Consider the following 24336-nt stretch of genomic DNA (forward strand, 5'->3'; position numbering starts at 1 on the left):
CCGCTCAAATCCGGTGCGAAAGCGGATCACTTGTGCGAGGGTGACGCGGTGAACAAGGACTGGGAAGAGCGCGTGGACACCCTCTGGGCCGGTTTCGCGGACCGTCCCGAGGAGGAGGCACCCGCTTTCCGCGCCGAAATCGCCGCGCTGACCGCCGAGTTGCCGGACGGCAGCCCGCTCGCCCCCTTCGAGGAGGCGTGCGCCTGGGACTCCACCGGCCACTCCGACAAGGCGGTGCCGCTGTACCGGGAGGCGCTGGAGCGGGGGTTGCGCGAGGTGAGCCCGTACCGGGCCCGCCGGACCGCGATCCAGCTCGCCAGTTCCCTGCGCAACACCGGTCAGGCGGAGGAGGGCGTACGACTCCTCACGCCTGAACTCAACGCACAGTCGGACGAGTTGGACGACGCCGTACGGGCCTGCCTCGCGCTGTGCCTGTCCAGTGTGGGCCGGGACCGCGAGGGGCTCTCGCTCGTGCTCGGCGCGCTCGCCCCGCATCTGCCGCGCTACCAGCGCTCGATGGCGAACTACGCGCGGGCTCTGGTGCCCACGTCACCCGCCCGGCGGTAACCCGCGGGCGTTTCGCTCGTTCTCCCCGATGTGCAGTCACAGGATGTAGCCCAGCGTCACGCGCCCGCCCACGGGGGCCGGGGTCCCGCCGCCGATGTCGAGCAGGCCGAGGCCGCGCTCGTCGAGCACTACCCGCGGCTGGTCCGGCTCGCCTATCTGGTGCTGCCGCCCGAACTGGGGCGCGGGCGCCGGGTGCTGACCGCTCACGCGCTGGCCCAGCGGGCGCTGCCGACGGGGCGCAAGCAGCGTTCCCTGATCCCGGCGCAGGCGTCGGGGCGGGACGGCGACCCGGCGTACGGCTTCGTCCGGGAGCGGGTGCTGCGCTCCGCCCTGGAGGCGTGCCGGCCGCGCAAGGGGCTGCCGAAGCGCTCGCAGTTGCCCGCTCTGCTGCCCCGGGCGTGGGGCCTCAGGCTCTTCCCCCGCTCCGGCGGCGCCCATGAACTCGCCCTGGAACAGCGGCTGTCGGCCCTGTCTGCCCCGGCCCGCGCCGCCTACGTGCTGCGCGGCCTGGAGGGGCTCGCGGACGACGACGTGCGCAGGGTCCTCAAGTCCGCCGGGGTGACCCGCGTGGAGTCGGCGCTGTCCGAGGCGAGCGGCGTCCCCGCGCAGTACGCGCTGCTGTCCTCACCGGAGTTCGACGCCTGCTCGCTCCAGGCGCGCCCCACCGATCTGATGCGGCGCCGCCAGCACACCAAGGCGGCGCTCGCGGCGGGCGCCGCGCTCCTGGTGGCCTGCGCGCTGGTGGCGATGCCCGGTGGCGGCTGGGGCCCCGAGGGTGCCGCCGCGCCGTCGTACGCGGCCAACCCGGCCGCCGAGGCCGCCCTGGACCCGGCCAGGCTCACCCGGGTGACCCCGGCGGCCTGGAGGACCTCGGCGCGCACCGACTTCTCGGTGTGGCCCGCGCGCGGCCCGCTCACCGGCGACAAGGACCTGCTGCGCCGCGCGCTGGCGGTCTGGGCCCGCCCCGGCGCCACCGTGCGCGTCTCGGCGACCCCCGGCACTCAGACCGGCGGCCCCGCCGGACCGCCCCAACTGCTGTACGCGGGGCAGGTGGACGCGGCCCGGGTGGTGATCCTCTACGACGGTCTGCGGATCGCCCGCTACGCCGAGCCGGTGGACGGCACCGAGGGTGCCGCCCTCGACTTCGCCCGGGTGGACGGCGCGGACCGCGCCGAGTCGAGCGCGCTGGTGCTCGGCCGCGCCGACGGCAACGTCCGCTATCTGACGGCTCCTTGGGTGAAGAAGGCTTCCGAACGCGACCTGACCAAGCCGGAGTCGGCGCCCCACGCGCTCACCGTCACCGACGGCGTGACCTCCCCGCTGGCCAGTCCCGTGCTGCGCACCGGGAGTTGCACCTCGTGGAGCGTGCTCCAGCTGACCGACCGCACCGGCACCCGGCTCGCCACCGACCTCGGTGAGCTGGTCCCCGCGCACCTGACCGCCGGGCGGCCGGGCGCGTCCGAGGAGGCGTCCGGCGCGGAGGGGCTACGGGACTGGGCGCCGTTCGCCTGCTCGCTGGGCGCCGAGCGCTCGGCCGGCATCCGCGAGGTGAACGCGTGGGCGTACGCCGAGCAGGCGCTGCCGGACGCGGGCGGGAACGGCACCTGGGTCTGCACCCGGGCGGAGACCTGGCGCGGTGACGGCACGGCGGCTCTCGCCCAGTTCCGTACGCCGGGCGGGGCGGCCGGGGCGGTCGTGGCCAAGGCGACGGACACCACGGCGTGCGGTCCGCGTGAACCTCGGGTGCTGGCCGGGGTGCTGTGGAAGTCCGGTACGGGCGCCTGGTATCTGCTCGCGGCGGGCAGCGAGGACGTCGGCTCGGTCCGCGCGACCGGCGGGGTCAAGGCCGAGGGAACGGGGCGGCTGCTGGCGGCGCCCGCCGAGCGCGGCGCGCAGGCCGACCTCAAGGGGACGCTGACGAGCGGGCGGGAGATCAACGGGCTCGGGTGAGCGGCCCGCACGCTTGCTGACGGAGTGGTCAACAAGCTCCGTCCCAGGGGTTCTCAGGCGGCCCGCGCCTCAGTACATTGACGCCATGTCTAACAAGCAGGCCGGGCCGGTGGAGTCCGAGCGCATCGCGCTCAAGGCCCGCAACGTGTCCTTCTCCTGGGCGGACACCCCCTTGCACTGGGTGCCCGGCGACCCGTTCACCACGCACACCATCAATGTGCTGCATCTGCTGCTGCCCGCCGGCGAGCGCTGGTTCGTGCACGTCTACAAGCAGGCGCTGCCGCTGATCCGGGACGAGCGACTGCGTGCGGACGTCATCGGGTTCATCGGGCAGGAGGCGATGCACTCCCAGGCCCATGACGAGGTGCTGCCGCATCTGCGCGCGCAGGGGCTCGACCCGACGCCGTACACCGCGCAGGTCGACTGGTTCTTCGAGAAGCTGCTCGGGGACCGCACCCTGCCGCCCGGCCGGGCCCGGCGCTGGTGGCTCCTTGAGCGGATCGCGCTGATCGCGGCCATCGAGCACTACACCGCGTTCCTCGGCGACTGGGTACTGAACGCCGCCGAGCTGGACCGCCGGGGCGCCGACCCGACCATGCTGGACCTGCTGCGCTGGCACGGAGCGGAGGAGGTCGAGCACCGCTCGGTCGCCTTCGACCTCTTCGTGCACGTGGACGGCGACTACCGGCGCCGGGTGCGGACCTGGGCGCTGGCGTTCGCGGCGCTGATGTTCCTGTGGCAGCGCGGGGCCCGCTTCTTCATGGAGAACGACCCGACCCTGGTGGACGGCAAGGCGTCGTTCGCAGAGTTCTACCGCAGCGGCCGCCGGGGCACGCTGCCCGCGACGGGCGCCCTGCTGAAGTCCATCCCGCGCTATCTCAGCCGCGCCTACCACCCCTCCCAGGAAGCCTCCACCGCACAGGCGGTCGCCTATCTGGCCTCCTCCCCCGCCGCGGTGGCGGCCGAGCAGCACGAGAAGGAGGCGTCGTGACGCCGAGGCCCCGCACGCTCCTGCTGCTGGCGGGCGGTGCCGCCGCCCTGCTGACCCGGCGGGCGCTGCGCCGCCGGGTGCGGGAGTCGCCGCTGTGGCCGCTGCCCGCCCTTGACCCGCCGGTCTCGGGCCGTCCGCGCACGGGCGCGCTGCGGCTGCTGCTGACCGCGCGCGAGGAGGTCGCCGAGGGCGTGGTGCGGCTGCGTCTGGAGGGCGACGGGCTGCCGCCGTGGGAGCCGGGCGCGCATCTGGACCTGGTGCTGCCCTCGGGCCTGGTCCGGCAGTACTCGCTGTGCGGCGACCCGGCGGACCGCGGCTCGTACACGGTGGCCACGCGGCTGGTCGCGGACGGGCGGGGCGGCTCGCGCGAGGTGCACGAGCGGCTCACGGAGGGGACGGAGCTTCAGGTGCGCGGGCCGCGCAACCGCTTCCCGCTGGTGGAGGCGCCCGCGTACGTCTTCGTCGCGGGCGGGATCGGCATCACGCCCGTCCTGCCGATGCTGCGGGCGCTCCCCGAGGACGCCGAGTGGCGGTTGCTGTACTGCGGGCGGTCGCGGGAGTCGATGCCGTTCCTGGCCGAGGTGGAGAAGCTGGCGGGCGACCGGCTGACCCTGGTCGCGGAGGACGAGGACGGCCGCCCCGATCTGGCCGCGCTGTTCGCGGACACGGCGCCCGGTACGGCGGTCTACTGCTGCGGCCCCGAGGGGCTGATGGACGCGGTGGCGGAGCGGCTGCCCGCGGGCGCCACATTGCACCTGGAGCGGTTCGCGCCGCGTACGACGACCGGTGGCGACAGCGCGTTCGAGGTCGAACTGCGGCGCACCGGAACGACGTTGACCGTCCCGGCCGGTTCCAGCGTGCTGGCGGCGGTACGGCGTGAGCTGCCGGACACCGTGTTCTCCTGCGAGCAGGGTTTCTGCGGGACCTGCCAACAGCGGGTGCTGGAGGGAGAGGTGGACCACCGGGACGAGCTGCTCACGGACGCGGAGCGCGCGGACTCCATGCTGATCTGTGTGTCCCGGTCCAGAGGTGAACGTCTGGTGCTCGACATGTGACGGAAGTGCGCGTCCCGATGCGGAACCGGATCATCCAACTGTCGGTTCCGATCGGTAAGGTGGGTGCATGAGCACCGGGGTTCGCCGCAGGATGGGCGTCGAGGAGCGACGGCAGCAGCTGATCAGGGTCGCACTCGATCTGTTCAGCCGCCGCTCGCCCGACGAGGTCTCCATCGACGAGATAGCGTCGGCGGCGGGCATCTCCCGCCCGCTGGTCTACCACTACTTCCCCGGCAAACTCAGCCTGTACGAGGCCGCGTTGAAGCGTGCCTCGGAGGATCTGGCGGGCCGCTTCGTGGAGCCCCTCGAAGGCCCGCTGGGGCTGCGGCTGCTGCGGGTCATGCGCCGCTTCTTCGACTTCGTGGACGAACACGGCCCCGGCTTCTCCGCGTTGATGCGCGGTGGCCCGGCGGTCGGCTCCTCGGCGACCAACGCCCTGATCGACTCGGTGCGGCAGGCCGCCTACGAGCAGATCCTCACGCACCTCGGCATCGAGGACGTCGCGGCGGCTCCCCCGCGTCTGGAGCTGGTGGTGCGCTCGTGGATCTCGCTGGCCGAGTCCACCGCGCTGATCTGGCTGGACGGCAGGCGGGTGCCGCGCGCCGAGCTGGAGGTCCAGCTCGTGGACGACTTCGGCGCGCTGGCCGCCGTGAGCGCGTCGCGGGACGCGGAGATGGCCGAGCTGGTGCGCTCCATGGTCAAGGACGAGCCGGCCGACGGTCCCTTCGCGGAACTCGCCGGCCGGCTCATCGCCCTGGCGTCCTGAACGCCCGCCCGGTTACCGGGTGAAGACGGCCACCGTCCGCGCCGGGACACTGAACGTGCCCGAACCGGCCTGGTAGCTTGCCGACTTGACCACCTGGTCCGCGCCGGACGCCTGCACCGGGTGCAGCCGGTAGCGCGTCCCCGCGAGGGCGGTCACCTTCTGCTCCTGGCGCTCGGGCGTGGCGTTGAACACCACGACCAGATCACCGAGTCGCATGGTGATCACGCCGGGGGTCTCGTCCTTGCCGGACAGCGGGAAGGCGAGCGCGTGCTGCACCTGGTCCGCCGTCGCGAGCGAGAACGCGGGCTCGGTGGTGCGGATGCGCAGCAGGTCGCGGTAGGCGGCCGAGGTGCCTGTGATCTGCGGGCAGCCGACCTTCACCTGGGCCAACAGCGGTGTGGCGTACGGCCACTTGGACTTGTTGTCGGCCGCCGGGGGCAGCCCGCGCCCGAAGCCGTTGCCGTCGGCGCAGTTCCAGTGGATGGCGTTGAACCAGTCGCCGCTGTCGAAGGAGTTGCGGTCGAGCGACTTCGAGCGCAGCAGGTCGGTACCCGCCTGCGAGAGCGCCGGGCCCTGGGAGAGGGCGGCGGTGGCCAGCGCGAGGACCTGCATCCTGGCCCGGTCGGACGCACCGGTCCCGGCGGGCAGCTTGTAGGTGAGGGCGTCGAACAGCGACTCGTTGTCGTGCGCGTCCGCGTAGGCGAGGGCGTCGCCGGGTGCGTCCGCGTAGCCGGCGGGAGCGCCGTTGTGGTCGACCTCGGCGCCGGTGACCGCCTTGCCGTCGGTGTCGGTGAAGCGGTACTTGGCGAGGTTGCCGCTCAGGCCCACCTTGATCAGGTCCTGGTAGTGCAGCAGCCGGGCCTTCTGCTCGGCCGGAGTGCCGTTCGCCGTCGAGGAGTTGGGGTCGGTGTAGAGGCCGGAGGCGAAGCCCTGGACGCCGGGGTCGTCGTCGAAGGGGCCGCCGCCGCGCACGGCGTCACGGGCGCGGTCGGAGAAGGTGGCGATGCCGGTGCCCGCCATGTTCTTCTGCGTGGCCTGCACGAAGCGCGCGTCGTCCGCGACCTCCCCGAAGTTCCAGCCCTCTCCGTAGAGGATGATCTTCTTGCCGTCGACCCCGTCCTTGGCGAGGGTCAGCCCGTCCAGCGCCTTGCGGACGGCGAGGATGTTGGCCTTCGGGTGGTGGCCCATGAGGTCGAAGCGGAAGCCGTCGACCTTGTACTCCTTGGCCCAGGTGACGATCGAGTCCACGACGAGCTTGCCCATCATGGCGTTCTCGGTCGCGGTGTTGGCGCAGCAGGTGGAGTTGGCCACGCTGCCGTCGGCGAGGAGCCGCTGGTAGTAGCCGGGCACGACCTTGTCGAGCACCGAGGTGTCGGCCTGGCCGCTGGCGGCGGTGTGGTTGTAGACGACGTCCATGACGACGCGCAGGCCGTCCTGGTTGAGCCCCTGCACCATCTTCCGGAACTGCACGGTGCGCCCGGTGCCGTCGGGGTCGGTGGCGTACGAGCCCTCGGGGACCGTGTAGTGGTACGGGTCGTAGCCCCAGTTGTAGGCGTCCTTGGCGGCCGTCTTCGCCACGCACTCCTGCTGCTTGTCGGAGTCGGCCGGGTAGGAGGCCAGGTCGCAGTCCGGCGTGGCCTGGTCGGCCTTCTTCTCGGGGATGGTCGCGATGTCGAACGCGGGCAGCAGGTGCACGTAGGACGTGCCCGCCTCGGCCAGCGCGCGCAGGTGCTTGGAGCCGTCGCTGTTCTTGTCGGTGAAGGCCAGGTAGGTGCCCCGGTCCCCGGCCGGGACGGTCGGGTCGGCCACCGAGAAGTCCCGGATGTGCAGCTCCTGGATCTGCGCGTCCCGCAGCGGTACGGCCTTGGGCTTCTTCAGGTCGGTCCAGCCCTTGGGGGCGAGCGAGCGGTCGGCCAGGTCGACGACGAGGCTGCGCTCGGAGTTCGCGGTCAGGGCGACCGAGTAGGGGTCGGTGACCTGGTTCGTCACGATCTTCCGGACGCTGGGCGCCCACACCGTGACCGCGTACCGGTAGGGCTTGCCCTTCCAGGAAGCGGGGCCGGTGACGGACCAGACGCCGGTGGCGTCGTCGCGGTGCATGGCCTTGAGCGAGCCGTCCAGCTCCAGCGAGACGTTCTGCGCGGTCGGCGCCCACACGGAGAGGGTGGGCTTTCCGTCGTGGAAGACCGGCCCGAGGTTCGCCTTCGTGGCACCCGGATACAGGTCGTCCAGCGCCCCGGCGATCTGCACGCCGGTCGCGGCGAGCACGGCACCGTTGGCGGCGCGCTGGGAGGCCACGAGCTGGCCGGTCAGCGCCTCGCGCACCCGCTCGCGGTCGCGCGGGTCGACGGACCAGGCGGTGTAGTCCTTGAGGTGCGGGAACTTCGCCTTCTGGGCGTCGGTGAGGGTGGTCTTGTCCAGCCGCAGCCAGCGCTCGTCGTCGCTCGTCAGGGCGCCGTCCTTGACGGCGATGGAGCCGTCGTGGGAGGCGAGCAGCTGGGTGGAGGCGGCGCCGTCCACGCCGTTCCAGGCGACGGTGTCCCGGTCGATCCAGACCGCCTTGGCGGTGGTCAGGTCGAGCGCGGCCGCGCTGCCCTTGGGCTGCGGGAGCAGATAGGTCTCCTGGCCGTTCAACAGCCACACCTCGTGGCCGCTCGCGGTGAGGTCCAGGGACTGGTCGGTGGGCAGATCCTTGTCGTCGCCCTTGTGGATGATGTAGCTGAGGCTGGTGGCACCCTCGGTGAGCGGCACCTCGTAGACCGCGCCATAGGCGTCAGTCTTCACCGGCTGAAGGGGCTTCGACCAGTCGGTGGGGTTCGCGGCACCCGTCCAGACGTGCAGGCCCCAGCCGTCGTAGTTCCCGTCGGCGCGGTGGTAGTGGATGACGGCCTTGGTCTTGTCCTGGGCCGGGTCGTCGGGGTTCTCGGTGAGCACCTCGGGCTTGCCCTGCTCCAGCCAGACCTCACCCGTCCTGGTGACGTCGATGGACCGGTCGGCGGAGACGTCCTTGTTGCCGTCCTTGTCGACGACCAGGAAGCCCACGTTCGAGGCGCCCGGCTTCAGCTTGACCCAGGCGAAGGCGCCGTAGGCGTCCCGGCCCGTGAAGGCGTGGCCCGCGGGCCAGGGGGTGGACTCGCCGTCGGCGATGTCGCCCCAGGCGTACAGGCCCCAGTCGGCGTAGTCGCCGTCGGCACGCTTGTAGTGGACGACCGCGTAGTCCCGCGAGGAGGCCGAGGGCGTCTCCGGCGCGGCCGGGGTACCGGTGGCCGAGGCGGCCTGGGCGCTCGCGGTGCGGCCCGCGGAGTCGACGACGACGGCCTTGTAGCGCAGGGCGGTACCGGCGGGCACGTCCTTGCCGATGGCCTGGGTGACCTTGTACGGCGCGTGGTCGGCAGAACCCAGCGTCTTCCAGGGGCCGTTGCCGACCTGGGCGGCGAAGACGACGCGGTTGAGCCCGCCCCCGTCCACATCCGCGCCGATCTCCACGGTGCCGGTGGCTCCGGCGGCCGGGGCGGTCAGGGTGAGCGCGGGCTTGACCACAGCCTTGTCGAGCCGGCCCGTGGCCTTGTAGACCACGGCGGACTCGGCCGGGACGGTCACCGTGAGCGTGCGGTCGGCGTCCGTCCTCACCGTGCCGTGGGCGCCGTAGAGGCCCTGGTACGTCATGCGGGCGGAGCCGGTCGCGAAGGTGGCGGACTTCGCCTCACCGGCGTTGTTGACGGCGACGACGTACTCGGCGCCGGTGCGCGCGTCCGTACGGGTGAAGGCGTAGATTCCGGCGCCGTCGGCCGCGTAGCGCTCGGTCTGCACGCCGTCGGTGAGGGCCGAGTTGGCCTTGCGGAGCCTGGCCAGGGCCGCGATGTCCTGGTAGAGCGGCGCCTTGGTGTCGTAGGCGTCGCTCGCGTGGGTGCGGCTGGTGCCGATCTCGTCGTCGTCCAGGTAGTCGGCGACCTTGGAGGCGAACATGGTCTGGCGGGCGTCCTTGTCGCCGCCGGAACCGGTGAAGCCCTGCTCGTCGCCGTAGTAGACGACCGGGTTGCCCCGGCTGAGGAACATCAGCTCGTTGGCGAGCTTGTCCTTGCGCAGGATCTCGGCGTCGGTGGCCTTGGGGTTGTCCTGCTTCAGGAAGTACCCGATGCGGCCCATGTCGTGGTTGCCGAGGAAGGTGACCTGCTCGTAGGCGTTGGCCTTGTCGGTCGTGTACTTGTAGTCGTCCCCGAAGACGGCCGACAGCTTCTTCGCGCCTGCGCCCTGGGAGGCGTACTGGCGGGCCGCGTCCTGGAAGGGGAAGTCGAGGGTGGCGTCCAGGCGGCCCTGGGTGACGTACGGGGAGGTCACCGAGGTGTCGGCGGAGTAGACCTCGCCGAACATGAAGAAGTTCTTCCGGCCGTGCGCGGCGGCGTACTTGTCGAGCGCGGTGGCCCACTGGGTCCAGAACGGCATGTCGACGTGCTTGACGGTGTCGATGCGGAAGCCGTCGACCGCGAAGTCCTTCACCCAGCGCTGGTAGATCTTCTCCATGCCGGTGACGACCTCGGGACGCTCGGTCCACAGGTCGTCCAGGCCGCCGAAGTCGCCGTACTCGGCGGACTCGCCCGCGAAGGTGGAGTCGCCCCGGTTGTGGTACATCGTCGGGTCGTTGAGCCAGGCCGGGACCTTGCTGTCACTCGTGACGACGGGGGTGCGCGGGAAGGACGAGGTGTCCACGGCCGGGAACTTCTTCTTCCCGTCCGCGTAGTCGGAGTCGTCGAAGAGGCGGCCGTCCTTCGTCAGGTACGGGAAGGCGCCCTTGGAGAGGTAGTCGTGGGACCCCTCCTTGTAGTCCACGACGTCGGCGGTGTGGTTGGTGATGACGTCGAAGAAGACCTTCATGCCCTTGCCGTGGGCCTGGGATATGAGGCTCTTCAGGTCGGCGTTGGTGCCGAAGTGCGGGTCGACCTGGGTGAAGTCGGTGATCCAGTAGCCGTGGTAGCCCGCCGAGGCGTCGGCGCCGGTGCCCTGCACGGGGCGGTTCTTGAAGATGGGGGCGAGCCAGATGGCGGTCGTGCCGAGGCCCTTGATGTAGTCGAGGCGGTGGGTGAGGCCCTTGAGGTCGCCGCCCTGGTAGAAGCCCTTGTCCGTGGGGTCGTAGCCGGTGCTCGTGCGCGAACCGGTCAGGCCGCCGCGGTCGTTGCCCTTGTCACCATTGGCGAAACGATCCGGCATGACGAAGTAGAACTGCTCGCGGGTGTCGTCGTGCCGGGCCGGCTGGGCGGCCAGGGCCGCGTCCGACGGGGGCGCGGGCGGGGCGTCCGCGTGCGCCGCCAGCGGCGGTACGAGGGCGGCGGCGAGGGCCACGGCGACGACGGCCGCCGCTCTCCTCCGGACGGGGGTGCGGCGCGACCGGCGCGCCTGCCAACTCGGTCTCACGGGCACAGACTCCTTGCGCTCACGGCTCGTTCGGGTCCGGCCCCTGGACACGGCTTCGTTGCCGGACGCCGCGCGACCGTACCGCCGTCGCAAGCCTTGCTGCAAGACTCTTGAAACCCGAAGAAAGAAATTTCATCCCTGAACGACGGACGAACCGCCCGTATACGACGGGCGGTTCACCGGTGAAGCGTTCAACGGGCCTGGGGAGTGGCCCGCGTTCAGCAGCTGGACTTGCCCGCGTAGAGCGCGAGCGCGGTGTTGGCCCCGAGCGTGGCTGTGAACTGGCCGCTGGAGTTGACCGTCACGCTCGTGTTGTTCTGCACGTTGCAGTACGTGCCCGCCGCGAGCGAGGTCTGGTAGGTGCGGGTCAGCGACGAGGTCTCGTGGTTGATAGCCACATAGCCCTTGCTGCCCCGCCCGAAGGCGATGGCGTCGTTGCCGTTGTCCCACCAGTTGGAGACCGCCTGGCCGCGCGTGGCGTTGCGGAAGGCGATCATGGACTTGATCTCCGGCCAGGCGTGCTGGCACTTCCAGCCGTCCTGCCAACAGGCGTTGACCTTGCCCCCGTTGGGCGGACCCGCGTCCACGTCCGACCATTCGTAGGCGGAGTTGATGTCCGGGGCGCCGTAGGGGTAGGCCAGCATGAAGACGTTGGCCAGCGTGTAGTTGGCGCCGTCCTTGTAGTTGAGGGTGCTGCCGTTGCGCTCGGTGTCGTGATTGTCGACGAAGACACCGGCGACCGAGCTGCTCATGTAGCCCCAGCCCTCGCCGTAGTTCTTCAGATAGGCGAGGTTCTCGTTGTTGAAGACCCGCTTGAGGTCGTAGGCGTAGCGGAACTCCTGGACGTCGCCGTTGCCCGTGTACTCGGTGGGCTGGACGGCCTCGCCCGCACCGTAGATGACCTCCTGCTTCCAGTAGACGGAGGGGTTGGTCAGCCGGGACTTGATGTTGGCCAGGTCGGCCGCGTCGATGTGCTTGGCCGCGTCGACACGGAAGCCGTCCACGCCGAGGGAGAGCAGGTCGTTCATGTACCCGGCGATGGCCTTGCGGACGTACTCCTCGCCGGTGTCCAGGTCGGCCAGGCCGACGAGTTCGCAGTGCTGGACGTTCCAGCGGTCCTGGTAGTTGGTGACCTGGGAGGTGCAGTCGTCGAAGTCCGGCGACGAGTACAGGCCGGGGTAGTTGTACTTCGTGTACGACGAGCCGCCGGTGCCGGTGCCGCTGCCCGCCGACATGTGGTTGATCACGGTGTCGGTGACGACCTTGAGGCCGGCCGAGTGACACGTGTCGACCATGTTCTTGAAGGCGGTGCGGTCGCCGAGACGGCCCGCGATCTTGTAGGAGACGGGCTGGTAGGAGGTCCACCACTGCGAGCCCTGTATGTGCTCGGCGGGCGGGGAGACCTGGACGTAGCCGTACCCGGCGGGGCCAAGAGTGGTGGTGCACTCACGGGCGACGGAGGCGTAGTTCCACTCGAAGAGGACGGCGGTGACGTCCTTGGTGCCGGGCGGAGATGCCTCTGCGATGGTCGGGTTCATGCCAAACGACATGCCGAGTGAGACCGCTGCCGCGAGGGCGAGCGCCGTGGGGAGGGTTCTGCGTCGTGCCATGTGGGGGTTTCCTTCGTCGTTGAAGGCTTGAAGACGCTTGCTGAAACATTTCAGCAAACTTGCGGTGACGCAGATGTTAAAGGCCCGCTGCCTGAAAAGGCAGCGGGCCGAGGGAAGTTGATGCAGGAACTTTTCGTAAAGGCGTCAGCCGGTGGTCCACCACACGGTGGTGTCGGCCGGGAGCGTGGCCTCGGCGCCGTCCACGGCGACCTCACCGCTGGCGAGCAGCACCCGGCCGTGGGACGGCACGGTCACCGGGGCGGCCGTGGTGTTGGCGACGCACACGAACTCCCCGCGCCGGAAGGCCAGGACGCCCTCCGGAGCGGTCAGCCAGTCCACCGACTCGCCCGCGCCGAGCGAGGGCTGCTCGCGACGCGCGGCGAGCGCGGCCCGGTACAGCTCCAGCGTCGAGTCCGGGTCGCCGGTCTGGGCCTCCACGCTCAGCTCACCCCAGCTCCCAGGCTGCGGCAACCAGCTGCCGCCCGCCCCGAAGCCGTACGACGAGCCCTCGCGGGTCCACGGGATCGGCACCCGGCAGCCGTCGCGGAAGCCGTCCTGGCCCGCGCCGCGGAAGTAGGCAGGGTCCTGGCGCACCTCGTCGGGCAGGTCCACCACGTCGGGCAGGCCCAGCTCCTCGCCCTGGTAGAGGTAGGCCGAGCCGGGCAGCGCCAGCATCAGCAGCGTGGCGGCGCGGGCGCGGCGCAGGCCCAGCCCGCGGTCGCCCTCGGTGCGGATCTGGGTGCCGAGCCCGGGCGGGTTGGCGAAGCGGGTGGCGTGCCGGGTCACGTCGTGGTTGGAGAGCACCCAGGTGGGCGGGGCGCCGACCGGGCGCATCGCGTCCAGGGTGCGGTCGATGACCACACGCAGCTCGTCGGCGTCCCAGTCGGTGCTCAGGTACTGGAAGTTGAACGCCTGGTGCAGCTCGTCGGGGCGGACGTAGCGGGCGGTGCGCTCGACGGTCGGGGTCCACGCCTCCGCGACGAAGATCCTCTCTGGGGGCGCCCCCTGCTCGAAGAGCTTGGGGGAGTACTCGTCCAGGACCGTGCGCCACTGGCGGTAGACCTCGTGCACGCCGTCCTGGTCGAAGAACGGCATCACGTCGTTGCCGAGCAGCTTGAGCTGGTCGTGGTCGCCGAGGTCCGGCAGACCCTCGGCCTTCACCAGGCCGTGGGCCACGTCGATGCGGAAGCCGTCCACGCCCATGTCCAGCCAGAAGCGCAGGATGGAGCGGAACTCGTCGCCGACCGCCGGGTGTTCCCAGTTGAAGTCGGGCTGCTCAGGCGCGAAGAGGTGCAGGTACCACTCGCCGGGCGTGCCGTCGGGCTCGGTGACGCGGGTCCAGGCGGGCCCGCCGAAGATGGACTCCCAGTCGTTGGGCGGGAGTTCGCCCTTCTTCCCCTTGCCGGGGCGGAAGTGGTAGCGCTCGCGCAGCGGCGAGCCGGGGCCCTCCGCGAGCGCCCGCTTGAACCACTCGTGCTGGTCGGAGGAGTGGTTGGGCACGAGGTCCACGATGATGCGCAGGCCCAGCCCGTGCGCGTCGCGGATCAGCGCGTCGGCGTCGAGCAGGTTGCCGAACATCGGGTCGACGGCGCGGTAGTCGGCCACGTCGTAGCCGGCGTCGGCCTGCGGGGAGGCGTAGAACGGGCTGAGCCAGACGGCGTCCACGCCGAGGTCGCGCAAGTACGGAAGTCGGGCGCGCACGCCCTCCAGGTCGCCCATGCCGTCGCCGTTGCTGTCGGCGAAGCTGCGCGGATAGACCTGGTAGATCACCGCGCCGCGCCACCAGTCGCGGTGCTGGGCGACGGTGGCGACGGCGGTTTCGTCGGCCGGGGCTGCGAGATGCTGCTGGCTCATGGCGTCCTTGGTGCGTGACGAGGTTGGTTCGAGAGCATGGGGGCGGGCGTCAGCCCTTGGTGCCGCCCGCGGTGAGGCCGGTGACCAGGTTCTTCTGCACGAGGTAGAAGAACACCGACACGGGTATCGCGATCAGCACGGCGGTGGCGGCCATGTAGTTCCACTGCGCGTCGTGCTCGCTGACGAAGGTCTGCAGGCCCACGGCGAAGGTGTACTTGGAGTCGTCCAGCATGAAGGTCGTCGCGAAGGCGACCTCGCTGACCGCCGTGATGAAGTTGTAGAAGGCGGCGACGGCGAGCCCGGGGCGGGCCAGCGGCAGGATCAGCCGGAAGAAGGTGCCGAACGGGCTGAGCCCGTCCACCCGGCCCGCCTCGTCGATCTCGAAGGGGATGGTGTCGAAGTACCCCTTGAGCAGCCAGGCGCTGTACGGCACGGCGGTGGTGCAGTTGATGAGGATCAGCGCCCAGTAGGTGTCGATGAGGCCCAGCTCGCCGAAGATGTCGTACATCGGCACGATCAGGATGGCGATCGGGAACGCCTGGGTGAGCAGCAGGACCCACATCAGCTGCTTGTAGCCGGGGAAGCGCATCCGCGAGACGGCGTAGCCGGTGGTGGCGGCGACGAAGACGCCGATGACGGTGGTGCCGAGCGCCACGATGAGCGTCGACCGGAACCAGTCGAAGAAGCCGGTGTGCTGGAGCACGTAGGCGTAGTTGGAGAAGTCCGCGGTGTCCAGGATCTTGCGGGGGTGGAGATAGGCGTCCTTGTCCGGGCCGAGGGACAGGAAGAACAGCCAGGCCACCGGGGCGAGCGCGATCAGGCTCGCGAGGATCAGGCCGCCGTGCAGCAGGGCGCTGCCGAGGGGGCCGCGCTCGCCGCGCCGGCGGACCGCGCGGACGGCCGGTGCGGCGGCGGGCGTGCTGTTCCCGGACTTCTCGACAAGGGTCGTGGTGCTCATGGCGGCGGCTCCTGCGGCGTCAGACGGCGAGCTGGTCATTGCGCTTCAGCCAGCGGAAGTAGAAGGAGGTGAAGATGGTGAGGATCGACAGCAGCAGCACGCCGTAGGCGGCGGACTGGGCGAAGTCGCGCGGCTGCTGTCCGAAGCCGAGCTTGTAGGCCCAGGTCACGAGGATCTGCGCGTCCGGGGCGGAGGTCGTGCCGAACAGCAGGAAGATGATCACGAACTGGTTGAAGGTCCAGATCACGCCGAGCAGGATCACGGTGGAGCTGACCGCGCGCAGTCCGGGCAGGGTGACGTGCCGGAAGCGCTGCCAGGCGCTCGCGCCGTCCATCTCGGCGGCCTCGTAGAGCGTGGTGTCGATGGACTGGAGCCCACCGAGGAGCGAGATCATCATGAACGGCACACCGCACCAGGTGTTGACCATGATGGCGGCGAACCGCTGCCAGAAGGGGTCCTCCAGCCACTCGGGCCGGGGCAGGTGGAGCGAGCCGAGGACCTGGTTGACCACACCGCCGTCGGCGAGCATGATCCGCCAGGAGAAGACGGTGACGAAGGTCGGCACGGCCCAGGGCAGCACCAGGAGCACCCGGTAGAAGGTGCGGCCGCGCAGCTTCTGGTCGAGCATCATGGCGAGGCCGAGCCCGATCAGGTAGTGCAGGGTCACACAGGCGACGGTCCAGAAGACGGTCCACAGGAAGTGCGACCAGAACCTGTCGTAGGCGGTCGGCCCGAACAGGATGTCCTGGTAGTTGTCGAGCCCGATGAACTTGTAGGTGGCGTCGATGTGGTTGACACCGATGGTGCGCGCCGAGTTGAGGCTGTTGGCGTCGGTGAGGGTGAGGTAGAAGCCCCGCACCAGCGGATAGCCCACCAGGACACCGAGGACGACGACCACCGGGGCGATCATCGCGTACGCGTACCAGTACCGCTGGTAGCCGTTCTTCAGGCGCTGCGCCAGCCCGGGACGGGGCGCGCGCTCACCTCGGCGTTCGCCGGTCGCGCGGTCGATGGCGACTGTCATGGTTCGACACCTTCTGGAAAGTTCGGGTACGGGCCGGGACGCGCGGGGCGCCGTCCGGTGACCGCCGGACCCTCCCCATCCCCCACGGCGAGGAGGGTCCGGCGGTCACGCGGGCTCACTTGCCGAAGCCGGGCACCAGCTTGGCGATGGCGACTTCGGCGTTGCCGAGGCCCTTGTCCAGCGGCTCGCCGCCGCTGGCGATCTTGGGCAGCTCGGTGTCCAGCGGGCCCCACAGGGAGCTGTACTCGGGCAGCGCCGGGCGCGGCTGGGCGACGGACAGGACGCCCTGGTAGCCGGCGATGCCGGGGTCGGCCTTGACCTGGTCGGTGTAGGCGTCGCTCCGCGTCGGCAGGGTGGAGTTCTTGAGCGCGATGGTCTCCTGGGACTTGGCCGAGGTCATGAAGTTCACGAACTTCAGGGCCGCCGTCTGGTGGGCCTTGTCGGAACCGGCGTAGACCGAGAGGTTGTGGCCGCCGGTCGGGGCGCCCGCCTTGCCGGTGGAGCCGGCCGGGACGGGGGCGATGCCGAGGTTGGCCTTGTCCGAGAAGGCCGAGCCCTTGTAGAAGTTGGTGATCTCCCAGGGGCCCTGGACGATCGCGGCGACCTTGCCGTTGACGAACGCGTCCTGGATGTGGGCGTAGGCGTCGGCGGTGGCGTCGGCCTTGTGCAGGCCCTTGCCGTTGAAGAGGCCGAGCCAGGTGCCGTAGCCCTTCTTGGCCGCGGGGGAGTCCACGGTGACCTTCTTGGCGGCGACGTCGACGGTGTCGGTGCCCTCGCCGTAGAGGAAGGTCTGCGCGTAGTAGGCCTGGGTGGAGCCCCAGTAGCCGTCCACACCCGTCTTGGCCTTGATCGTGGCGGCGTCCTTCTTCAGGTCGTCCCAGGTCTTGGGCGCCTCGGTGATGCCGGCCTTCTTGAACAGGGCCTTGTTGTAGACGAACGCGAGGGTGTCGGTGACCAGCGGCACGCCGTAGGTCTTGCCCTCGTACTGGGCCTGCTTGATCAGGTTCGGCTCGAACTTGGCCTGGTCGGCCAGGGCCTCGGTGCCGTCCAGGGGCAGCAGGTAGCTCTTCTTGGCGAACGCGGGGGTCCAGCCGACCTCCGAGCGCAGGATGTCCGGGGCGCCCTTGGAACCGGCCGCGGTGTCGAACTTGTTCTGCGCCTGGTCGAAGGGCACGTTGACGTACTTGACCTTGATGCCCTTGTTGGCGGCCTCGAACTGGCCGATGAGGTCCTTGTAGACCGGCGCCTCGTTCGTGGCGTTGGAGGTGTCCCACCAGGTGAGGGTCACCGGGCCGCTCGACTTGCTGTCGCTGTCGCTCCCGCCGCACGCCGTCGCCGTGAGGGCGAGGGACGCCACGAGCGCGGAGGCCGCTATGCCACGCCGCATGAGTTCTCCTTGAGGGTGAAAGCCCGAGTTTGCAGGAGCGGCCCCGTCTGCCGCCGCCTGCGACTTGCCGACTGCGCCATTGCCGCGGCCGGGCGACTGGGAACGTAACAGCGATGCAATCCTGGCGAAAGACCTTGCAGAAAAAAAGTGCAAGAACGCCGTGGGGTTACCGTGTCGTGACCTGCCCCAGACCTTGTCGAAATACAGGCCTTACGCCGGTAGGAGGGTTGACGGACACTTGTGCAAGACTCTGCAAGCTCTTGCCGCAGGGTGTCGCCGCCGGGATCATCCCCTTGCGGCCGTGCGCCGGGGAGACCCTCCGGCGGGCGAAGCCATGAGATTCCTAGAGGGACGAGGAGCGCGATGACGCGGCAATCCACGGCGGGCCGTTCGGCGAGCCGTGCACGGCGTCCCGCCGGTGCGCAGGGCAGGCCACGGCCGGTACAGTCCGGTGGCGTGACCACACGGCTTGCCGACATCGCAGCGCAGGCGGGGGTGAGCGAGGCGACCGTCAGCCGTGTCCTCAACGGCAAGCCGGGCGTCGCGTCCGCCACCCGCCAGTCCGTGCTCGCCGCGCTGGACGTGCTCGGCTACGAGCGCCCGGTACGGCTGCGGCGGCGCAGCGAGGGCCTGGTGGGCCTGATCATCCCCGAGCTGGAGAACCCGATCTTCCCGGCGCTGGCCCAGGTCATCGGCCAGGCGCTGACCGGTCAGGGCTACACCCCGGTGCTGGCCACCCAGACCCCCGGGGGCTCCACCGAGGACGAGCTGACCGAGATGCTGGTGGACCGGGGGGTGGCCGGGATCATCTACGTCTCCGGGCTGCACGCCGACACCACCGCCGACATGCAGCGCTACGAGCGGCTGCGCGCGCAGGGCGTGCCCTTCGTCCTCGTGGACGGCTTCTCGCCCAAGGTGCAGGCGCCGTTCATCTCCCCCGACGACCGGGCCGCGACGACGCTCGCGGTGACCCACCTCGCCTCGCTGGGCCACACCCGGATCGGGCTCGCGCTCGGGCCGAAGCGGTTCGTGCCGGTGCAGCGCAAGATCGAGGGCTTCGTGCGGGCGATGCAGGAGCAGTTGGGGCTCGACGCCACGACGGTGACGACCGAGCTGGTGCAGCACTCGCTGTACACCCTGGAGGGCGGCCAGGCGGCGGCGACCGCGCTGATCGGGCGTGACTGCACGGCGATCGTCTGCGCGAGCGACATGATGGCGCTCGGCGCGATACGCGCGGCCCGGCAGCTGGGCCTTGAGGTCCCGCGCGACGTGTCCGTGGTGGGCTTCGACGACTCTCCGCTGATTGCGTTCACCGACCCGCCGCTGACCACCGTCCGCAAGCCGGTCCCGGCGATGGGGCAGGCCGCGGTGCGCACGCTCCTGGAGGAGATCGGCGGGACGCCCGCGCCGCACAGCGAGTTCGTGTTCATGCCGGAGCTGGTGGTGCGCGGCTCGACCGCGTCGGCGCCGGGGCGTGGCGGTGCGGAGCGCGGGCACTAGCACAGGGGGGCTCCGGACGCAGAACATGCGTGCTGGAACCCGCCTTGGGATGATCAGTCAGGCAACTTTGTCTGGCAGACTCGGTGGCTATGAGTGACTCGACCGTGACAGACCCGGAAGGTCGCGAGAAGGTGACCGTTCCGCGGACCGTCACGGGCGAGCGCACGGGAAGCGTGCGGGAGCGGCTGCGCCGTCGTCCCGGACGTCCCCGGCTGTGGTTCGAGATCCTGCTGACCGGGGTGAGTTACTGGGTCTACTCCCTGATCCGCAACGCGGTCCCGGAGCAGAAGGCCGAGGCGCTGCGCAACGCCGACGGGATCTGGCGCCTGGAGCACCATCTCGGCATCGCTGTGGAGGCGTCGGTCAACCACGCCGCCGACGCGGTCACTTGGCTGATCATCGCCATGAACTACTACTACGCCACCCTGCACTTCGTCATCACGATCGCCGTGCTGGTGTGGCTCTACCGCTGGCATCCCGGGCGCTACGGCGCCGCCAGACTCGTACTCTTCGCGACCACCGGCGTGGCCCTGCTCGGCTACTACCTGTTCCCGCTCGCCCCGCCCCGGCTGATGCGCGGCGGCCACTTCGTCGACACGGTCATGGTCCACCAGACCTGGGGCTCGATGGCCTCCGGCGACCTCAAGCACATGTCCAACCAGTACGCCGCGATGCCGTCGATGCACATCGGCTGGTCCCTGTGGTGCGGGCTGACGGTCTTCGCACTGGCCTCGGTGCCGTGGGTCCGCGTCCTGGCCCTCCTCTACCCGGCGGCGACCCTGGTGGTCATCGTCGCCACCGCCAACCACTTCTGGCTGGACGCGGTGGGCGGGGCGGCGTGCCTGACCTTCGGGTTCGGGGTGGCGTGGCTCTGGTACGGGCGGCTGCCGGGGGCGCTGCCCAGGGGGGTGGACGGCGGGGTGGACTCCCGGGCAGACAGGGTGGACGGCGGGGTGGAACCGGTGCCGGACGCGGAGACGAAGTCCAAGTCCAGAGCCGGTTCCCGGTGACTCAGTCCGCGTAGAACCGTTCGTCCACCACCGCGCGGGCCCGGCGGGCGGTGCGGCGGTAGGCGTCGAGCATGGTGCCCGCCTGCCCGGCGCCGTAGCCGAGGTAGCGGCCGACGGCGGCCAGTTCGCGGGGCTCGGTGGGGAAGGTGTCCCCGGCCCGGCCCCGGACCAGCATGACCGCGTTGCGCACCCGGCTCGCAAGGACCCACGCCTCGTCCAGGACGGCCGCGTCCTCCTCGCTCAGCAGCCCCGCCTCGCGCGCGGCGGCCAGCGCCTCCCGGGTACGGGTCGTGCGCAGGCCCGGCACCTCCCAGGCGTGCCGCAGCTGGAGCAGCTGCACGGTCCACTCCACATCCGAGAGCCCGCCGGGGCCCAGCTTGGTGTGCAGCTTGGGGTCGGCGCCGCGCGGCAGCCGCTCGGACTCCATCCGGGCCTTCAGACGCCGGATCTCGCGTACGGCCTCGTCGTCCAGGCCGTTTCTCGGGTAGCGCAGCGGGTCGACCAGCTCGATGAACCGGCGCCCGAGGTCCTCGTCCCCCGCCACCGGCTCGGCCCGCAGCAGCGCCTGCGACTCCCACACCAGCGACCAGCGGCGGTAGTACGCCTCGTACGACTTCAGGGTGCGCACCAGCGGTCCCGACTTGCCCTCCGGACGCAGGTCCGCGTCGATCAGCAGCGGCGGGTCGGCGCTCGGGATCTGCAGCAGGCGGCGCATTTCGGCCACCACCTTGTTCGCGGCGCGGGCGGCCTCCTGGTCGTCCACGCCCTCCCGCGGCTCGTACACGAACAGCACGTCGGCGTCGGAGCCGTAGCCCAGCTCGTGCCCGCCGAAGCGGCCCATGCCGATGACCGCGAACCGGACCGGCAGGGTGTCGCCCCAGTGCTCGCGCACCACCGCGCGCAGGGTGCCCGCCAGGGTCGCGGCGGTGAGGTCGGAGACCGCCGCGCCGGTACGGTCCAGAAGGGCGCCCTCGTCGGCCTCGGCGGGGGTGGTCTCGGTGCCGTAGGAGCCGACGATGTCCGTCGCGGCCGTACGGAACAGTTCGCGGCGGCGCACCCCGCGGGCGGCGGTCACCGCCTGCTCGGCGTTCTCCGCGCGGCCCACCGCCGCCAGGATCTCCTGCTCCAGCTGGGCCCGGCCGCGCGGCTCCAGACCGCCGCTCCCGCCGTCGCCGTCGCCGAGCAGGGCGACCGCCTCCGGGGCGCGCATCAGCAGGTCGGGGGCGAGACGGCCCGCCGAAAGGACGCGCGCCAGGTTCTCCGCCGCCGCGCCCTCGTCGCGCAGCAGCCGCAGGTACCAGGGGGTCTTGCCGAGCGCGTCGGAGACCTTGCGGAAGTTGAGCAGCCCGGCGTCCGGGTCGGCCGAGTCCGCGAACCAGCCGAGCAGCACGGGCAGCAGCGTGCGCTGGATCGCCGCCTTGCGGGTCACGCCGGAGGCCAGCGCCTCCAGGTGCCTCAGGGCGGCCGCCGGATCGGCGTACCCGAGCGCGACCAGGCGTTCGCGGGCCGCCTCCGGGCTGAGCCGGGCCTCGCCGGGGGCGAGCTGGGCCACCGCGTCGAGCAGTGGGCGGTAGAACAGCTTCTCGTGCAGCCGTCGTACGACACCGGTGTGCCGCTTCCACTCGCGGCCCAGCCGGGTCACCGGGTCGGTGCGCAGGCCGAGCGAGCGGCCGAGCCTCCGCAGGTCCTCCTCCGCCTCCGGGACCAGGTGGGTGCGGCGCAGGCGGTAGAGCTGGATGCGGTGCTCCATCGACCGCAGGAAGCGGTACGCCTCGTCCAGGCGGGCGGCGTCCTCGCGGCCGACGTAGCCGCCCGCCGCCAGTGCCTGGAGCGCGTCCAGGGTCGTACGGCTGCGCAGGGTCGGGTCCGTGCGGCCGTGCACGAGCTGGAGCAGCTGGACCGCGAACTCCACGTCCCTCAGGCCGCCGGGGCCCAGCTTCAGCTCGCGGTCGATCTCGGAGGCGGGGATGTTCTCCACCACCCGGCGGCGCATCTTCTGCACGTCCGTGACGAAGTTCTCCCGCTCCGCCGCCTGCCACACCATCGGCGCCAGCGCCTCGATGTACGCCTCCCCCAGCTCCGCGTCCCCGGCCACCGGGCGGGCCTTCAGCAGCGCCTGGAACTCCCAGGTCTTCGCCCAGCGCTGGTAGTACGCGATGTGGCTGCTCAGCGTGCGGACGAGGGGGCCGTTGCGGCCCTCCGGGCGGAGGTTCGCGTCCACCGGCCAGATCGAGCCCTCGATCGTGGTCTCCGAGCAGATGCGCATCATGTGCGAGGCGAGTTTCGTCGCCGATCTGAGGGCCTTGGCTTCGTCGGTTCCCTCCATCGCCTCCGCCACGAAGATCACGTCCACGTCCGAGACGTAGTTCAGCTCGTGGCCGCCGCACTTGCCCATCGCGATGACCGCGAGTCTGCAGGCGGCTGCGTCCTCGGGGGCGGCGGACCTTGCCATCGCGAGGGCGGCGCGGAGGGTGGCGGTGGCGAGGTCGGCCAGTTCTGCGGCTGTCTGGGCCAGGTCCGTGGTGCCGCAGACGTCCCTCGCGGCGATGGAGAGGAGGCAGCGGCGGTAGGCGACTCTCAGGGTCACGGGGTCTGTCGCTTCCGCGAGCCCGCGTTCGAACTCCGCGACTCCTGGGTGCAGGTCTCCGGGTTCGTACGTGACCAGGGTCTGCCAGTCGTGGGGGTGGCGGGCCAGGTGGTCCGCGAGAGCCTCCGAGGCGCCGAGGATGCCGAGGAGGCGGTCCCTCAGGGGCTTGGCCGCGATGAGGGTGTCCAGGAGTTCCCTTCTGTCCGTGGGGGCCGGCTGGGACTCCAGGAGTCTGACCAGGCCGTGCAGGGCGAGGTCGGGGTCGGCGGTTGCGCCGAGGGCTTCCAGGAGGACGGGGTCGTCGCGTACTTCTGCGAGTTCCGGGGTGTCGAGGCTGCGTTCCGCGGCGGAGGGGTCGGTGAAGCCGTGCCTGAGCAGTCGGGTGAAGGTGCTGCTTCTGCGGCCCGGCGTCATCTTCTTGGGCTCCCCATCTTTTTCGGGACGGTCCTGGCCAGAGCGTAACGCCCGCGGCGCTCTGGGGCTGGGGCGGTGACCTGCGGGTGCGGGTACGTGGTGGTCGCCCTCCGTTGCGGCGGGGTCGGGGCCGCGGCGGGGGGTATCCGTCCTCGGTCCGGCGCGCTGTTGGCTGAATAGGCGCCGTGTGCTTTCGCCGGCCGCTGCGGGCGGACACCCCCCGCCACGTCCCCTTCTCGCCGTACGCGGGTGCGGGGCCATCCCCTTCCGCCGGTTGCGATGAGTTCGGGGGGCGGGCAGGGTCCGAATTGGGGGAAACGTGCGCTGGAGGTGTCGTATGGCTGGGCCTGTCGGTGAGCTGGACGTTCGGTACAGCAGTCTGGGGACTGTTGCCCATCCCTGGGACGAAGTGGTGGGGGTGCTGGAGGAGGCGCAGTTGTTCTGGGTGTCCACCGTGCGGCCGGACGGGCGGCCGCATGTCACTCCGACGCTGGCCGTGTGGAACGACGGGACGTTGTACTTCGGGACCGGGTCCGGGGAGCGCAAGGCGCGGAACCTCGCCGAGAATCCGCATGTCGTGCTGACGACCGGGATCAACGAGTGGACCGTCGGGTTCGACGTGGTGGTGGAGGGGGACGCGGTTCGCGTCACCGACGAGGGGCGGCTGCGGGAGCTGGCGGCCGCCTGGGAGGCCAAGTACGGGGAGTTCTGGCGCTACGAGGTGCGGAACGGGTGTTTCCAGCACGGTCCCGGTCCCGCTTACGTCTTCGCTGTCGCGCCGGTGACCGTTTTCGGCTTCGGCAAGGGGGAGCCGTTCAGCCAGACCCGGTGGAGGTTCTCGTGAGTGGGCTGGCGCGGGGCACTGTGGCGACTCGGTTGCCCGCTCAGGATCTGTCGCGGGCCCGGCGGTTCTACGCGGAGAAGCTGGGGCTTGAGCCTGTGGATGAGCGGCCCGGGGGTCTGTTGTACCGGTGCGGCGGCACCGACTTCGTGGTCTTCCAGTCCACCGGCGCCTCCCCCGGCACCTTCACCCAGATGGGCTTCCAGGTCGACGACCTCGACGCCGTGGTGGCCGAGCTGCGCGCCAAGGGCGTCGTCTTCGAGGACGTCGACGCCCCCGGCTTCCGGACGCGTGACGGAATCGCCGAGATCGAGGGGAACTATCCGAGCAAGGGGGCTCGGGGCGAGCGGGGGGCCTGGTTCCGGGACAGTGAGGGGAATTTGCTGGGGGTGGGGGAACTGGTGCGGTGAGGG

At 70.9% G+C, this 24336-nt stretch carries 16 protein-coding genes; 9 read left to right on the forward strand and 7 right to left on the reverse strand.

The features are described from left to right. Nucleotides 1-48: 48 nt before the first annotated feature. The 5 genes from AB0E91_RS19590 (at nt 49) to AB0E91_RS19610 (ending at nt 5329) form a co-directional block, all read left to right on the forward strand. Nucleotides 49-567: a tetratricopeptide repeat protein gene (locus AB0E91_RS19590; RefSeq protein WP_361783073.1), complete on the forward strand. Its 519-nt coding sequence runs from the start codon at nt 49-51 to the stop codon at nt 565-567. Between the two features lie 30 nt (nt 568-597). Next, the gene (locus tag AB0E91_RS19595; protein WP_361783076.1) at nt 598-2517 is read left to right on the forward strand and encodes a hypothetical protein; all 1920 of its coding nucleotides are present in this window, start codon (nt 598-600) and stop codon (nt 2515-2517) included. Nucleotides 2518-2602: 85 nt separating this feature from the next. Further along, on the forward strand, nt 2603-3508 hold the full coding sequence (locus AB0E91_RS19600; protein ID WP_361783079.1) for a metal-dependent hydrolase: 906 nt from the start codon (nt 2603-2605) through the stop codon (nt 3506-3508). Beyond that, nucleotides 3505-4563, forward strand: a complete 1059-nt coding sequence (locus tag AB0E91_RS19605; RefSeq protein WP_361783082.1) for a PDR/VanB family oxidoreductase — start codon at nt 3505-3507, stop codon at nt 4561-4563. The genes AB0E91_RS19600 and AB0E91_RS19605 overlap by 4 nt, the downstream gene beginning before the upstream one ends. Nucleotides 4564-4630: 67 nt before the next feature. After that, nucleotides 4631-5329 carry a TetR/AcrR family transcriptional regulator gene (locus AB0E91_RS19610; RefSeq protein ID WP_361783085.1) on the forward strand — a complete coding sequence of 233 codons (699 nt, stop codon included), beginning with the start codon at nt 4631-4633 and terminating at the stop codon, nt 5327-5329. A 12-nt stretch (nt 5330-5341) separates the two neighbouring features. Here the strand turns inward: AB0E91_RS19610 and pulA are convergent, their stop codons facing one another. The 6 genes from pulA to AB0E91_RS19640 all read right to left on the reverse strand — a co-directional run bounded on the left by pulA (nt 5342) and on the right by AB0E91_RS19640 (nt 17571). Beyond that, a complete protein-coding gene (pulA, locus tag AB0E91_RS19615; RefSeq protein ID WP_361783088.1) occupies nt 5342-10738 on the reverse strand; it encodes a pullulanase-type alpha-1,6-glucosidase in 5397 nt (1798 codons plus the stop codon). Between the two features lie 218 nt (nt 10739-10956). Then, nucleotides 10957-12288: an alpha-amylase family protein gene (locus AB0E91_RS19620; protein ID WP_361783554.1), complete on the reverse strand. Its 1332-nt coding sequence runs from the start codon at nt 12286-12288 to the stop codon at nt 10957-10959. 204 nt (nt 12289-12492) lie between these two features. Continuing rightward, on the reverse strand, nt 12493-14202 hold the full coding sequence (locus AB0E91_RS19625; protein WP_361783090.1) for a glycoside hydrolase family 13 protein: 1710 nt from the start codon (nt 14200-14202) through the stop codon (nt 12493-12495). Between the two features lie 49 nt (nt 14203-14251). Then, on the reverse strand, nt 14252-15160 hold the full coding sequence (locus AB0E91_RS19630) for an ABC transporter permease subunit (protein ID WP_361783093.1): 909 nt from the start codon (nt 15158-15160) through the stop codon (nt 14252-14254). A 19-nt stretch (nt 15161-15179) separates the two neighbouring features. Continuing rightward, nucleotides 15180-16184 (reverse strand): sugar ABC transporter permease, encoded by a 1005-nt coding sequence (locus AB0E91_RS19635; RefSeq protein ID WP_361783096.1) that lies wholly within the window; start codon nt 16182-16184, stop codon nt 15180-15182. Between the two features lie 115 nt (nt 16185-16299). Further along, the gene (locus AB0E91_RS19640; RefSeq protein WP_361783099.1) at nt 16300-17571 is read right to left on the reverse strand and encodes an extracellular solute-binding protein; all 1272 of its coding nucleotides are present in this window, start codon (nt 17569-17571) and stop codon (nt 16300-16302) included. Between the two features lie 456 nt (nt 17572-18027). On the opposite strand from AB0E91_RS19640, the gene AB0E91_RS19645 reads away from it, so the two are divergent. After that, nucleotides 18028-19071, forward strand: a complete 1044-nt coding sequence (locus tag AB0E91_RS19645) for a LacI family DNA-binding transcriptional regulator (RefSeq protein ID WP_361783102.1) — start codon at nt 18028-18030, stop codon at nt 19069-19071. A gap of 89 nt (nt 19072-19160) precedes the next feature. Next, nucleotides 19161-20081, forward strand: coding sequence for a phosphatase PAP2 family protein (locus AB0E91_RS19650; RefSeq protein ID WP_361783105.1), 921 nt, complete (start codon nt 19161-19163; stop codon nt 20079-20081). Between the two features lies 1 nt (nt 20082). On the opposite strand, the gene AB0E91_RS19655 is transcribed toward AB0E91_RS19650, so the two are convergent. Further along, entirely contained in the window at nt 20083-23082 is a 3000-nt protein-coding gene (locus AB0E91_RS19655; protein ID WP_361783107.1) for a bifunctional [glutamine synthetase] adenylyltransferase/[glutamine synthetase]-adenylyl-L-tyrosine phosphorylase, read from the reverse strand. A 337-nt stretch (nt 23083-23419) separates the two neighbouring features. Here AB0E91_RS19655 and AB0E91_RS19660 point away from each other — a divergent pair, with 337 nt between their 5' ends. After that, nucleotides 23420-23926: a pyridoxamine 5'-phosphate oxidase family protein gene (locus AB0E91_RS19660; protein ID WP_361783110.1), complete on the forward strand. Its 507-nt coding sequence runs from the start codon at nt 23420-23422 to the stop codon at nt 23924-23926. Further along, nucleotides 23923-24333 (forward strand): VOC family protein, encoded by a 411-nt coding sequence (locus tag AB0E91_RS19665; RefSeq protein ID WP_361783113.1) that lies wholly within the window; start codon nt 23923-23925, stop codon nt 24331-24333. Before AB0E91_RS19660 ends, AB0E91_RS19665 begins: the two co-directional genes overlap by 4 nt. Nucleotides 24334-24336 lie beyond the last annotated feature (3 nt).

The sequence above is a fragment of the Streptomyces sp. NPDC026659 genome, assembly GCF_040638245.1.
In the GTDB taxonomy this organism is placed as follows: domain Bacteria; phylum Actinomycetota; class Actinomycetes; order Streptomycetales; family Streptomycetaceae; genus Streptomyces.

Excerpts from the sequence above, each read along its gene's own strand:
- AB0E91_RS19650 (WP_361783105.1), top strand. The coding sequence starts at position 19,161 with ATGAGTGACTCGACCGTGACAGACCCGGAAGGTCGCGAGAAGGTGACC.
- AB0E91_RS19630 (WP_361783093.1), bottom strand. The coding sequence starts at position 15,160 with ATGAGCACCACGACCCTTGTCGAGAAGTCCGGGAACAGCACGCCCGCC.
- AB0E91_RS19625 (WP_361783090.1), bottom strand. The coding sequence starts at position 14,202 with ATGAGCCAGCAGCATCTCGCAGCCCCGGCCGACGAAACCGCCGTCGCC.
- AB0E91_RS19600 (WP_361783079.1), top strand. The coding sequence starts at position 2,603 with ATGTCTAACAAGCAGGCCGGGCCGGTGGAGTCCGAGCGCATCGCGCTC.
- AB0E91_RS19660 (WP_361783110.1), top strand. The coding sequence starts at position 23,420 with ATGGCTGGGCCTGTCGGTGAGCTGGACGTTCGGTACAGCAGTCTGGGG.
- AB0E91_RS19610 (WP_361783085.1), top strand. The coding sequence starts at position 4,631 with ATGAGCACCGGGGTTCGCCGCAGGATGGGCGTCGAGGAGCGACGGCAG.
- AB0E91_RS19635 (WP_361783096.1), bottom strand. The coding sequence starts at position 16,184 with ATGACAGTCGCCATCGACCGCGCGACCGGCGAACGCCGAGGTGAGCGC.
- AB0E91_RS19620 (WP_361783554.1), bottom strand. The coding sequence starts at position 12,288 with ATGTCGTTTGGCATGAACCCGACCATCGCAGAGGCATCTCCGCCCGGC.
- AB0E91_RS19655 (WP_361783107.1), bottom strand. The coding sequence starts at position 23,082 with ATGACGCCGGGCCGCAGAAGCAGCACCTTCACCCGACTGCTCAGGCAC.
- AB0E91_RS19640 (WP_361783099.1), bottom strand. The coding sequence starts at position 17,571 with ATGCGGCGTGGCATAGCGGCCTCCGCGCTCGTGGCGTCCCTCGCCCTC.